We start from the raw sequence: 13,422 nt of genomic DNA on the forward strand, positions 1-13,422 counted from the left end.
TATCTCACACCTTCGATCCCTAGTGACGTGGTCAAATTCGGATGCAGCACAGGCTTCCATCGTGCACATGGCAAGATCATGTCTGGAGGAGCAGCTCGGCCATATTATCAAGCCTTGTCTTGTGCCGCTCCCAATCGGGCATGACGCGGTCCAGCAGAGACCAGAAAGCCGCACCGTGGTGATGCTCCTGTATATGACAAAGCTCATGGAGAATGACGTAGTCGATACAGTCGCGTGGCGCTTTCACGAGCCACGGATTGAGCGTCACCGCACCGTCAGGCGAGCAATTGCCCCACTGGGTCTGCATGATCTGCAATTTCAGCGCGGGTGGTGACGTCACCCACAAGGCCGAGGGCAGTACGGCCTGAAACCGGGAGCGAAATACCTCCTGCGCTCTTGCAAAATACCATAATTCCATCAGCTTTCGGATACGCAGGGCATGGCGCTCACGCACCCTGACTTCGAGACGCCCACGAAGCAGGCGAACGGTTTCAGATGCATCCGGCGCAATCTCGACTTTCAGCAGATGTCTGCGCCCCAGATAGAAGTGACTTTCACCGCTGACATAATCGCGGGCCGTCGCATGTTCCTGCACTGCACGGAAATCACGCAGCTTCTGCCAGATCCAGCGTGTTTTTGCCGCAAGAGCCTTTTTCAGCGCCTCCTGTGTCGTGCCTTCGGGCACAAGGGCCTGCACGCTCAGGTCCGGATGGACCTTGACCAGCAGCCTTGTACCTGGCCGACCTCGCGACTGCAGCGTCACGCGGATCTGCTCGCCACCATAGGTCAGGATATGTTCTTCCAGCGTCACAGCGCGGCGCTGGCAGGGCCGACGCGCATGATCTGGATAACATGTTCGACAATGACATCACGTTTTGCACGATCGACACCAGCCCCGAACAAGCGCGGTAGCAGCATGAGCCTGACTTTATTCTCCATATCGGACCGATTGAGCGAATGCTCCTGCACCGCCTGCTCGACCATGCGGTCGATCTCGAAGGCCAGATCGACCCAGTCCTTATGGGCATCGGGACTTTCGGCCTCTGGTTTGTCCGACAGCGTCTGCAGCAACACGCCATAATAGCCCTGCGCATAACGCCGCCCTTCAAAAACCGAAGGGATGGCATCCAGCTTGCGTCGGGCGACCTGCTCCTCGAATTCCTGAAAAAGCATGTACTGCTTCAGAGGGTGGTCAAACAGGCTCTCGGTCTGTTCGATCACCTTGCGCAGCAGCGCCGAGAAAGCCTCTTTCGCATAGGGATCGTCCTGCATCTCGTGTTCGATGGTTTTGGTGATGCGTGTGCGGATCAGATCGGTTTCGTTACGGGTCTTGTCCTCACTCCAGTCCTCAGGCGCTTCATCGCTTTTCTGGCCCATCTTGCCCACGGCATATACACCGGAGGAGTCCTGCACCCGCACGCCTGCCACATGACGGTCGAGCAGCTTTTTCACCTGATCGGCATATTGATCGTAATCGATCCGCTCGCCCGTATCCTGCAGGATCATCTGACGCAGGTTCGTGAGCTGCTTCAATGTCTCCTTATACGTGCGACGATCCTTTTCGGTAACACTGCTATCCTGGAAAAAAGCCAGTGACTGCAAGGCCACTTTCAGACAGGTCGCAAATTTCGTCAGAGCCTCGTAAAAATCGTCACGCCGTTTGAGATTGGCGTCCACCATTTGACCGTTCTCTTCGGTCATGCGGGGCATGAGCTCGCTGCGCAGCTGTTCGAGATCGCTCTTGTTCTTCACCCCATCGAAAATCGCCCAGAGCGTTTTGTGCAGCGCAGGCAATTCGCGATATTCCGAACTCATCTGGCTATAAAGCCCGACAAGATCGGCAGGATCGTACCCACCGACATTCTGCGCTGCGAGCTGGTCATAACGGGCAAGCGTGGTATCAAGCTCTGCCAGAATACCGCGATAATCGATCAACAGGCCGAATTTCTTCTTCTCATGCAGACGGTTCACACGCGCAATGGCCTGAAGCAGGTTATGCTGCTTGAGCGGCTTGTCGATATAGAGCACCGTATTCTGGGGCTCGTCGAACCCCGTCAGCAGCTTGTCGACCACGATGATCAGCCTGAGCGCCGGGTCTTTCTCAAAACGCGCGACCGTCTCGCGGGTGTAATCTTCCTCGTCCTTGTCGCCGATATTTTCTTTCCACCATTGCTGGATCTCGGGCAGTTTGCGTTCGTCCACCTCCTCATGCCCCTCACGCGTATCAGGCGGGCTCATGACGACAGCACTTTCAAACAGACCGACTTCATCGAGATAACGCTTGTAGCGTATGGCCGAGAGCTTGCTGTCGCAGGCCAGCATGGCTTTGAGCCCGTCATCGATATTGGCGTCGAGATGAACCGCGAGATCGTTGGCGATCAGGCGGATGCGATCATCAGCCTTGTAGAGCTGATTAGCGCGGCTGAAACGCTTTTTGAGGTCGGCTTTCTGCTCCTCGCCCAGATCCTGCGTGATGCGCTCGAACCAGGCATCAATAGCCCGGTCATTCACATCCAGATCGGGCTTGCGCTCTTCATAGAGCAGAGGCGTGACGGTCTCATCCTCCACGGCCTGCTGCATGGTGTAGGAATGGATGATCTTGCCAAAGCGACTGGTCGTCTGCTGCCCCTTGAGCAAAGGCGTGCCGGTAAAAGCGATGAACGCCGCATTGGGTAGCGCCGTTTTCATGCGGTTATGGCTTTCACCGCCCTGCGTGCGATGCCCCTCATCCACCAGCACGATGATATCGGCGCTATCGTTATGGCATTCGGGGTAGGACGTGGCCTTGAAAAATTTATGGATCAGCGAAAAAACAATGCGCTCATGGCTCTGGCCGATCTGCTGGGCCAGATGACGGCTTGAGCTGGCAAAAACGTCGCTTTTGTTCTTCCTGTCTCCCAGTTCGCCCCCTGTGGCGAAGGTGGCGCTGAGCTGACGTTCGAGATCCTTGCGGTCTGTCACCACCAGAAGGCGACATTGCTTGAGCGTGTCATCCAGAAGCAGCGCACGGCTGAGAAACACCATGGTGAAGGATTTACCCGATCCGGTCGTATGCCAGATGACCCCTCCTTCGCGCCCGCCATCGCTGCGCCGTGTCTTGATGCGCTCCAGCAGCCGCTTGATGCCAAAAACCTGCTGATAGCGTGCGACAATCTTGCCTGCCTTGCGGTCCACCAGCGTAAAGAACCGGGCCATCTCCAGCAGGCGCTCAGGCGCAAGCAGGCCGATCAACAGGCGATCCTGCCCCGTGACGGAAAGCGGGCGTGAGGCCCAGTCATCAAACCAGGCACGGTCCGACGGCTTGCGCCCGGCGAAAATCGCCTGTTTCTGGTCAGGCGACAGAGGCATGTTCTTGAGCGCTTCCATCTGCGCCTCTGACACATCTTCTTCTTTCCACCGTGCCCAGAATTTCTTCGGTGTACCGCAGGTTCCGTAACGGCCTTCATGCCCGGTAATGGACAAGAGCAACTGGCTATAGGCAAAAAGCTGCGGGATTTCATCTTTGTGCTGGTTACGAAGGGATTGCGAAATCCCCTCATCCACCGTCGGGCCTTTGCCTGCCTGACCGTCGGGGCGCTTGGCCTCGATCACAGCCAGCGGTATACCATTGACGAAACACACGATATCGGGCCGACGGGTGGCTGCCTGATCGGTGCGCAGCACGCTGAATTCTTCGGTGAAGCTGAAATCGTTGTTCTGCGGGTTTTGCCAGTCGATCAGGGGGATGGTGGGCGTGGCCTTGCGCCCATCGATAAATTCCGTGACCGCTATGCCGTAGAGCAGATGGGTAGTGATGCCCTCATTCGCGCCCTTCAGCCCGCTGACGAAATCAGGATGGGTGATACGAGAGACCAGAATGTCGATGGTCTTGTCCGAAAGAGCGCGCTCCTGCCCCTCGAAGCTGTAGCGCCGCTTTTTCAGCTCTGCCCGCAGGATCGGTTCGAGCACTACGCGGCTGCGGTTATTCTCCCGCAAGGTCAGCGCCTGACCGGACGAAATAAAGTGCCAGCCCAGTGTGCTCAACAATGCCAAGGCGGGCAGTTTGGCGCTGTATTCTTCCTGAAATTTCGGGTTGACGCTCATGGCTGGATTATCCCGCGTCCGCTTCGATCTTCACCCGACGCTTGCCGGTCAGAAGCTGCTGCATCAGCGCCTTCTTTTCCTGACGCAGGCGGGAGAGATCGGATTCCAAAAGCGTGATTTCTTCGTCGGCTTTGGTAAGGACGGAGGCAATCGCCTTTTGTTCGGAGAAGGAAGGGAGTGTTATTTCCCTTAGCAACGAATCTTTCATCTTCACAAAAGGCTGACCTGAGCCACCGCGAATCCAAAAATCTTCTCGATCTATCAAGCAAAGCAGAAAATAGTTATCTAAAGCGCCTTCTTTCGGCCAAATAATATGTGTGTTTGCAATAGCACTCCACTTACCTGATGCTAAAAAACATTTTCCACATCGTGAGCCAACTGCAGACACAATGATTGCAGCTCCATCATGTTCATAAAAACTCAGCCATAGATCTTGTCCCGAAGCACTGTAAGCGGGAAAAGAATTCGCCGTTCGCATAGAATTCAAAACGCCCTTTATGAGTTTTCCATTACCACTTTTGGTTTTTACAATTTGGGCTATCGAGACTCTTAACCACTCCCCAGTGAACCCCGGCAGGCGTTTTTTGCCTGTGAGGAGCTGCTGCATGAGGGCTTTTTTCTGGTGCTGGCTATTGGCCAGAAGCTTTTCCGTCACCTCAATCGCCCGATCCCACGTCGAAAGGATCGCCGCGATCTTTTTCTGTTCGAGGAGAGGGGGAAAAATGATTTTTAAATTCCGTATATCTTTCAGATTAATTCTAAAAAAAGTCGATCCACCGCCAATTTTTTTGATATTATTTTGCACAATGTCAGATTGAAGATAATAATAAACATACGAAGCATCGACGCTTAAAGGACTTATCAGCACAGTATCTTGGCCGAGAATAAATTTTTTATCATCAGATACGTAAGATGCCACCCCGACATTTTGGTTGCGTCCAAAAACTATATCCCCAGAAACGGGCGCACAATGACCCATGTATTCAAAATAGTCTATAGGATTAATATATCTTTTTACATTAGTTGTATTCAATTTCCCCCACGAAATATCTCCAGGCGATATAATTGGAATACCAAAATTGATAGATTTTGGTGTCTTGTGCCTACAGTCCGTAATTTTTGTGACTAGATCGAGCGTGCGGCAATCCCACCCCTCAGGAAGCATAACCCAGCTCCTTCAGATAAACATCCATCTGCGCTTCAAGCGTCAGAAGCTCTTCGCGGATGGCGACACGCTCCGCCCGAATGGCGGTCAGGTCGATTTCCTCTTCTTCCTCGAACGTATCCACATAACGCGGAATGTTCAGATTGAAGTCGTTCTCGGCAATTTCTTCCGGTGTGGCGAGATGGGCGTATTTCGGGACGCTTTGCCTGGCGCGATAGGTAGCAACGATTGTCTCGATTGCCTCATCGCTCAGCGTGTTCTGGTTCTTGCCCGGTTTGAATTCCCGACTGGCATCGATAAACAGCACGTCCCGTGTCTTGCGGTCCTTGCGGAAGATCAGAATAGCCGCCGGGATGCCGGTACCGAAAAAGAGCTTTTCCGGCAGACCGATCACGGCGTCGAGGAGATTCTCCTCGATCAGCTTGCGCCGTATCTTTCCTTCCGAGCTTCCACGGAACAGCACGCCATGGGGCACCACCACGCCCATGCGCCCGGTGCGTTCCTTCAGCGTGGCGATCATGTGCAGGATGAAAGCGTAATCGCCCTTTGTCTTGGGGGGAATGCCACGGGCAAAACGATGATACGGGTCGTGTTCAGCCTCGTCATGGCCCCATTTATCGAGGCTGAAAGGCGGGTTGGCCGTCACGATATCAAAGCGCAGGAGATGACCCTTGTCTTCCAGCAGCTTGGGGCTGCGTATGGTATCGCCCCATTCGATGCGATGGTTATCCTCACCATGCAGGAACATGTTCATTTTGGCGAAAGACCAGGTTGACCCAATCGCCTCCTGCCCCAGCAGGGCGTAGTTCTTGCTGCCCTTGTGGTTCTGCGTGACCTGACGCCCGCATTTCATGAGCAGCGAGGCCGAGCCGCAGGCAGGATCGCAGATGCTGTCACCCGGCTGCGGATCGAGCAGACGGGCCAGAAGTTCGCTGACTTCGGGTGGGGTGTAGAACTCACCCGCTTTCTGCCCGCCACTGGCGGCGAAGTTCTTGATGAGGAACTCATAGCCATTACCGATGACATCGAGATTGCCCACGCGGGAGGGGCGTAGATTCAGGCTTGGCTTGGCAAAGTCTTCCAGCAGATGACGCAGGATGCTGTTTTTCTGCTTTTCATCGCCAAGGCGGTCGGAGTTGAAGCTGATATCCTGGAAAACGCTCTTCCCGGCGTCCTTGAGCTTGGTGCCGTTGGCTTCTTCAATGGCATGAAGCGCCTTGTCGATACGCTCGCCATTGCCGGGGGCGTTGCGCTCCTTGAACAGCGCGTAAAAATCAGCCCCTTTCGGCAGAACGAAGCGTTCGGAGGCGAGCATGGACTCGATCATCTCGGGATGATCGCCGAACTGGGCCTTGTAGCCATCATAATGGTCCTGCCACACATCGGAGATGTATTTCAGGAACAGCATGGTCAGAACATAGTCGCGATAGGTATCGGCGCTGACAGTGCCGCGAAACGTGTCGCAGGCGCTCCAGAGCGCCTTGTTGATGGTGTCCTGTGAAATCTGCTCAGTCACGTTCTGGGTCCTGCTTCGTCACGTCATGATGGACCGTTATCCGGCCCGTTGTTACACACGATCTTATACCGATACCCGGCCAAGGGAAGCGTGGAAGTCGAGAGAGACCGCTTCGCGTGAGCCATGCCCGGCCGGACAGAAGCTTTCCAATATGCGGTGGCGGTCAATCAGATCCGGAACGATGCTTGAGATTGAGAGAATAACGGGCATAGCGGTTCTCTCCAGTCCTGATGAACGCCCCAAGCGCGACCAGCTCCGCCAGATCGCGCGTGGCTGTGGCGGAGGTTGCTCCTGTGATTGCGCGATAGTTCTGGGCGCTCAAACCACCCTGGAATCCGTCTATTCCTTCAGCCAGCATCCGGAGTACGGCTTTCTCCTGGCGAGGGTTGAGCTGTCCTTTGAGCCCATCAAGGAACCGCGCCTTTTCCACGACGAAACTGATCGTGGCAATTGTCCGGGATTGTGCTTCGAGAACGATGCTTGCGAACCATGCCATCCAGCTCTCGATGTGATTGGATGTACTCGCCCGGTGCAGCTCATCGTAGTACGCTTTTTTATGAGTATTGATGGTTGCGGCCAGCCCCGTCACTACCGGGGTTTCGAGACTTTGCGCCAAAGCCTTTTCAGCGAGAGCCCGACCAAGACGACCATTCCCATCCGCAAAAGGGTGAATGGTTTCGAACCAAAGATGAGCGATCCCGGCCCGCTCTATAGCTGGCAAAGGGTCTGCGCCATTTGGCGCCGTCCTGTTATACCAGTCGATAAATTGGGCCATCTCCGCAGACACACGCTGGGAAGGTGGCGCTTCAAAATGAATATGCGGCGCATGCATGGGACCAGAGATAATCTGCATCGCCTCTCTATGTGTCCGATAACCACCAATAATCTCCAGATCACGACGGCCGTTCATCAGCATGGCATGCCAAGCGAACAGGCCCTGATCCGTCAGAGGCGTCGAACAGTTTCTATAGAGATCGGTCATCAATTCCGCAGCGCCTGCTTCAGCGGGGCTGGAACGACGCCTGTCTGCGGCAAAGCCTAATTGTCGAGCTATCGATGATTGGACGCTCGCACGATCGAGCACTTCGCCCTCAATAGCCGAACTCTGCACCATTTCCTGAGACAGCAATTGCACGACAAGATGCTGAGTGGCCGCGTTATCCAGATGTTGCATGGACCCGACGACGACGCCCGAACCTTTTAAAATCCGCTTCTCAGCCTCTTCCAAACGAGCCCTGTCGAACTGGAAACATGTCCAGTCCTGAAGCTGCCAGTTCCAACGCATAATCGATATCCCCACCACCTATCGATCACTATAAGTACATTTTATGATCGATAGAAGCGCTATCAATCGCTCATTCTCCCCGCGATCACCGGTCGAACTCTACCAGCGCTCCATCCGATCATGACGAGCCAATCACAAGCCATAAGAGCCTTCGAAATCAGCTCTTGCCTTCCCGGATTGTTTGTCCAATAATGGGAATGGAAAGAAACAGGAAGAAGCGTATAGAAGGCGAAATACCTCAAATCATTGGAAATAGTGATGCGATCAACCCGAAGTATTGAGGTTCGATTTCCATAGTTCGCACCACTATCTCATTGCGGGTAAGGTACCTGCCTTTCTAGACATCCAACCGGGAGGCAAAAGGCCTCGCTAGGTCTTGATCCAATCTGCTGTGGCCACCCTGCAGATGACGGCTCTGAAGAGCTTGGTCGTTTTCGCATATCGGCTGGCGACACTACCCGCCGCAGAGTGCGTGGCGAGCTTTGACTTCCCGTTGGACCGCCTTGGTCAGCGGTTCCCCCGCCAACCGTGCATCATCGGCAAACGCAGCTAACATTTCGCGCATCGCAAGGCTTAGTCAGGCCCCATTCGCGTTTGATACTTGGATAGAGCCTACCCGAAAGCCAGCGCCCAGAGCGTGAGAAGCAGGCCCAGAAGCGAGATCATGAAAACCATGGTTCGCACAACAGGCACACCGGCGGCATAAAGCGGCAGATAGATCACTCTTGCTGCAAGATAGATGCAGCTACCCCATTGCGTCTTCCATCCCGCATGGCCCGCAAGCAACGCTGCCAGCAGCGTCGCAAGGAAAAGGGGTAGCGTCTCGAACAGATTGGCCTGCGCACGCGCCAGCCGTGCCGGTACAGGCTGCAATTCCGGCATTTTGCCGTCTCGTGCGCCCATATTCCATTCCGTGCCATACTGGCGCGTCTTGGCGGCTCCTGCCCAGAATATGTTCACCAGTGCGACCAGAACCAGCCCCGCAATGACATAAAATTCGATACGCATGATCAGGGGTCTTTCCTTCAGTTGGTAGCTTCACCGCGCAGGACCGGCAGGCGGGAAGCAGGTATATGTCGAACAGCCTGTCTGGAGATTCAGGCGGGGATTTGCTCGATGCTGACCGGCTGGATTTCGTCTTGTCCGTTCTCACCGTGTCGAAAGGCAGATAGCGCTTTGTAGACCTGCATCCTTGCCCGCATGACCGAACCCAGTGGACGATGCGCACTGAGCCCCTGTGACGGGCGGAAAACCAAATGATCCTCAAAAAACGCCGAGCGTTGGGCACTGAAGGCGTTCTGTACGGGAAAGCTCAGCCTGCCTACTGATCGAAAGGGTGCCTCATCGGTCGGCCAGATGATTGAGGCATCCTCGATAGGTTGCGTCTCGGCGTTGTTCCAGAGCTGAACGCGTATGTCGAACACCACCTCACGCCCACCGAAATAGGTGATCGTCTCATGCCGGAACCCATCCTCATCATGATGGGGGTCGAGCCGCCATGATTGCAAGGCTTCGAGGTCCGGCATTATTGGAAATGCCGCGATCTTGGCAACATAGGCACCATAACGCAGGGGTGCCTGGCTGTAATACGGCTCAGAAAGCGGGTGGGAGTAGGGATGGCCCAGAAAATCAGCCATAGGGCTCTGTGTACCCACATGACCAAGGGCATGATTGAAACCACGCGCCACGGACGAGACCGCACTCTTCACCCCTTCAGGCAAAGCAGCGGCCTTGCCGATCACCCCACCATCACGCAGGAAGCCCGCGGCCGTGCCCGATGGGAAAGTCGGGCCTGACGCCAGGATGAAATCCTGCGTTTCGGTGTCATGACCGGGCAGTTTCTCCCCCTTCACACCAAACAGTTTGAGGGAAAGGCCATGATGAATCGAGACGCGATCGCCCAGTGTCTCGCCCGCCCCCTGTGCAAAACGTGCCGCAACGGGATACTGGCCTGGCGTGGCAAAAACGCCCTGGGCGAGTTCAGCTGGCAGATGCGCTGCAACATCGAGTGTACCAACGGCCAGCGCCGTCGGTTTGGCATGGCTGGCACGCACCATGCGGCCCTCGCGTTTGCCGACCACACGGCTCTGCTCCATCATGCCATCAATGATGCCCTGAATAACATGCTGCTCGTCTTCCTCCGGCGTTTCGACATCCGGGGAAAAACGCAAGGGCGGGTTGAGCATCATCTGAAGTTCCTGAAGTGCCAGTCTGCTCCTCCAACAGGCAGAACCCGCACAAGTTGCAAGCGGGAAACAACGCCTGCCGATCGGTTAAGCGCTGCCAGGCAAGATCCCTCTAGGGTGCGCGACTGAACCGCCAACCCTTAACAGAAAGTTATGGGTTGGGCGTCGTTCCGAAATCGACACGAGAGGAGCGGGTTGCCCATATTGGTTCGATATCGCAATGTTGCGATTGTTACCGGCCCCAGGAGCAGCGTCATGACATCAAGGCATCACATTCGCAGCGCGCTTCTGGCTTTCACTATCCTGTCCGCCCCCCATGCCGTGAGTAGGGGTTTTATAGGCACGGCACAGGCTCAGATCACGCCGCTCGCGCCGCAGGGCGCACCTTCAGGCACAGTTTCAGACAAGCACGCCAAGGCGGGGCCCGCCAGGTCACCCGCCATCGCGCAAAGGAGGGCAGACAAGGCCAGTGATCGCCCATCCGGCAATCGTGAGGTTCTGACTGTCACCGGCAGCCATATCGCCAATAGCCGTATCAAATCGCCCACGCCGGTCAGCACGCTCAGCGCACAGGAGATACGCAACCAGTCCCCCACCAACAATCTGGCTGATCTGGTCAATCAGCTTCCACAGTTTGCAGGCAGTACCACTCCGCAGAACTCGACCCTTGCTCTCAGCTCGGGTCTGGCCGGTATCAATGCGCTGAACCTGCGCAACCTCGGCGCCGTGCGCTCGCTGGTTCTGATTGATGGGCGGCGCACCGCGCCGTCTGCCATTACGGGTATCGTCGATATCAATACCCTGCCCCAGCAACTCGTGAAGCGCGTGGATGTCGTTACCGGGGGCGCCTCGGCGCAGTACGGGTCCGATGCTGTAGCGGGCGTGACCAATTTCGTTCTCGACAAGACCTATACCGGGCTCAAGGTCGATGCCGATTCAGGCATTTCCAATTACGGTGATGGCCAGAACGAGCATGCTGCCATTGCCGGCGGCTTCGGGTTCGCCAAGGGCAAGGGCCATGTCCTGCTTAGTGGCGATTACGCTCATCAGGACGGTATTTTCAAGATCACGCGCGGCTGGAACCAGAATGGCGAGCGCATTATTGCCAACCCCGCTTATGTCGCCGGAAACGGCCAGCCCTATTACATCCGCGTGGGCAATGCAGGCACGAACAACGCCCTGCCCGGCGGCATCATCAACGCCTCGACAGGCGCTGTGGCCAACAGCCTGCGTGGCGTCTATTTCGGTCAGGGCGGCAGCGTCAATCATTACAATTACGGCTCACCCTCCACTTCCAGCGTGTCGGTCGGTGGGGATGAAGGTCTTGCCAATAACAACGTCAATCTCGGCTTACAACCGGAGAGCGACCGCAAGAACCTCTATGGGCGCCTGAGCTATGACGTTGCTTCATGGATGACCCTCTATGCCGAGGGTGCCTATAACCAGAGCAACTACGTTTATAACGCCGGGCCGCAATACCTGACCTCCATTGCGATCAAGAGCACCAACCCGTATCTGATCGACGCGCTGGGCGCGGATGCCCTCAGGAACGTGACGGGCGTCACCGTGGGCACAACCGCGCTCGACATGCCCTATCGCCAGATCACCAACACACGTGACGTGCAGCGTTATACCTTTGGCGGCGAGGGTAATTTCACGCTTTTCGGGCGCAAGGCCTCATGGACGGCCTATGCTCAATATGGCGTCACGCACTCGCATGAGCAGATCAACAATGTGATGAATACAGCAAAGATCGCCAACGCGACAGATGCGGTGCGCAATGCCTCTGGCCAGATTGTCTGTCGATCCAGCCTGACGGATCCGGGTAATGGCTGCGCGCCCATCGACTGGCTTGGTACAGGCGTCATGTCACAGGCCGCCATCAGCTATGTGCTCGGCAACCCATGGCGCGAGCAGCGTTTTCAGGAGATCGTTTCCGGCGTCAATCTCTCCACCATTCCGTTTGCCACCTGGGCCGGCGACGTGAATGTAGCGATCGGCGGCGAATATCGCGATGAGCGCGCCTCAGGCTATGTGCCGACGGAATATCAGAAGGGCTGGTCGGTCGGTAACTACCTGCCCACTTTCGGCAATTACAACGTCAAGGAAGCCTATGTCGAAACCGCGGTGCCTCTTGCACGCGGGCTGGCCGCCAATGGCGCGGTACGCGCCACCGACTATTCCACATCGGGTTATGTCACGACATGGAAGATCGGCGGCACGTGGCAGCCGATACGCGATATTCTCTTTCGCGCCACGCAGTCCCATGACATCCGCGCGCCGAACATCAACGAACTCTATAACGCTGGCACGTCGCAAACGACCACGGTGCTCGACCCGGCCACGGGCAAGACCGACACAGTTTTGTCCACCACGACAGGCAACCCCAACCTGAAGCCGGAGACTGCCAATACAACCGTGGTGGGTGCCGTCATCACGCCCCGCTACGTACCGGGGCTGGCCCTCTCCATCGACTGGTTTCACACCAAGATCAAACACGCCATCCAGCAATTCTACCCGCAATCGATCATCGACGAGTGTTATCAGGGCTACACGACTTTCTGTTCCGCCATTCGCCCCGACCCGAGCGGCACGCGTGACCTGCTGATCAGCGCCTCGCCCTTCAACTTCGCCAAGCTTGAAACCAGCGGTATCGATATCGACGCTTCCTATACCTTCCCGCTGCGCCGCATCCTGCCCAAGGCAGGAGGAGCCTTCACACTGCATGGTCAGGCCAGCAATTACCTCAAATACGTTTCTGACTCGGGTGTAGGTTATGTGGTCGATACGGCAGGTGACATCACCAACGGACCACCAAAATGGATCTATCGTTTCTCGGCCACCTATAGCGCGGAGAGCTACAGCATCACAGCAGTGGCCCGCGGCATCAGCGCAGGGAATTACTCGAACAGTTATGTGCAGTGCACGACAACCTGCGGCGTGTATAATGCCAATTACCCATCGATCAACAATAACCGGGTAGCAGGCACCTTCTATTTCGACATGAACTTTACCTACAAACTGCCTGTTCAGAATATCGGCCAGATGCAGATTTTCCTGAACGTCACCAATCTGGGCAACGCCCCGCCGATCCTGCTGCCCACCAGCGGGCTGGCTGCGGATTCCACCTATAGCAGCCTGCTGGGGCGGACCTATCGCGGCGGCATACGCATGGAATTCTGATGCT

The 13,422-nt window shown here is 55.9% G+C and carries 8 protein-coding genes; 1 reads left to right on the forward strand and 7 read right to left on the reverse strand.

The window, feature by feature from the left end; translation table 11 throughout:
• Nucleotides 1-76: 76 nt before the first annotated feature.
• From ED655_RS13210 to ED655_RS13240, 7 genes are all read right to left on the reverse strand, one after another.
• The gene (locus ED655_RS13210) at nucleotides 77-811 is read right to left on the reverse strand and encodes a M48 family metallopeptidase (RefSeq protein ID WP_408735682.1); all 735 of its coding nucleotides are present in this window, start codon (nucleotides 809-811) and stop codon (nucleotides 77-79) included.
• Complete coding sequence (locus ED655_RS13215; protein WP_122050560.1) at nucleotides 808-4,083, reverse strand: type I restriction endonuclease subunit R; 3,276 nt, start codon at nucleotides 4,081-4,083, stop codon at nucleotides 808-810. The genes ED655_RS13210 and ED655_RS13215 overlap by 4 nt, the downstream gene beginning before the upstream one ends.
• A 7-nt stretch (nucleotides 4,084-4,090) precedes the next feature.
• A complete protein-coding gene (locus ED655_RS13220) occupies nucleotides 4,091-5,248 on the reverse strand; it encodes a restriction endonuclease subunit S (RefSeq protein WP_122050561.1) in 1,158 nt (385 codons plus the stop codon).
• A complete protein-coding gene (locus ED655_RS13225; protein WP_122050562.1) occupies nucleotides 5,238-6,764 on the reverse strand; it encodes a type I restriction-modification system subunit M in 1,527 nt (508 codons plus the stop codon). Before ED655_RS13225 ends, ED655_RS13220 begins: the two co-directional genes overlap by 11 nt.
• Before the next feature lie 163 nt (nucleotides 6,765-6,927).
• Nucleotides 6,928-8,049 carry a Fic family protein gene (locus ED655_RS13230; RefSeq protein ID WP_122050563.1) on the reverse strand — a complete coding sequence of 374 codons (1,122 nt, stop codon included), beginning with the start codon at nucleotides 8,047-8,049 and terminating at the stop codon, nucleotides 6,928-6,930.
• 612 nt (nucleotides 8,050-8,661) lie between these two features.
• Nucleotides 8,662-9,057 carry an MAPEG family protein gene (locus ED655_RS13235; RefSeq protein ID WP_122050564.1) on the reverse strand — a complete coding sequence of 132 codons (396 nt, stop codon included), beginning with the start codon at nucleotides 9,055-9,057 and terminating at the stop codon, nucleotides 8,662-8,664.
• Between the two features lie 89 nt (nucleotides 9,058-9,146).
• The gene (locus ED655_RS13240; protein WP_205836048.1) at nucleotides 9,147-10,238 is read right to left on the reverse strand and encodes a catalase family protein; all 1,092 of its coding nucleotides are present in this window, start codon (nucleotides 10,236-10,238) and stop codon (nucleotides 9,147-9,149) included.
• 252 nt (nucleotides 10,239-10,490) lie between these two features.
• On the opposite strand from ED655_RS13240, the gene ED655_RS13245 reads away from it, so the two are divergent.
• On the forward strand, nucleotides 10,491-13,418 hold the full coding sequence (locus ED655_RS13245; RefSeq protein WP_122050565.1) for a TonB-dependent receptor plug domain-containing protein: 2,928 nt from the start codon (nucleotides 10,491-10,493) through the stop codon (nucleotides 13,416-13,418).
• Nucleotides 13,419-13,422 lie beyond the last annotated feature (4 nt).

Source organism: Asaia bogorensis, assembly GCF_900465345.1.
Classification (GTDB): Bacteria; Pseudomonadota; Alphaproteobacteria; order Acetobacterales; family Acetobacteraceae; genus Asaia; species Asaia bogorensis_A.

Coding starts and splice junctions, on each gene's coding strand:
- ED655_RS13215 (WP_122050560.1), bottom strand. CDS start 4,083: ATGAGCGTCAACCCGAAATTTCAGGAAGAATACAGCGCCAAACTGCCC.
- ED655_RS13220 (WP_122050561.1), bottom strand. CDS start 5,248: ATGCTTCCTGAGGGGTGGGATTGCCGCACGCTCGATCTAGTCACAAAA.
- ED655_RS13230 (WP_122050563.1), bottom strand. CDS start 8,049: ATGCGTTGGAACTGGCAGCTTCAGGACTGGACATGTTTCCAGTTCGAC.
- ED655_RS13235 (WP_122050564.1), bottom strand. CDS start 9,057: ATGCGTATCGAATTTTATGTCATTGCGGGGCTGGTTCTGGTCGCACTG.
- ED655_RS13240 (WP_205836048.1), bottom strand. CDS start 10,238: ATGATGCTCAACCCGCCCTTGCGTTTTTCCCCGGATGTCGAAACGCCG.
- ED655_RS13245 (WP_122050565.1), top strand. CDS start 10,491: ATGACATCAAGGCATCACATTCGCAGCGCGCTTCTGGCTTTCACTATC.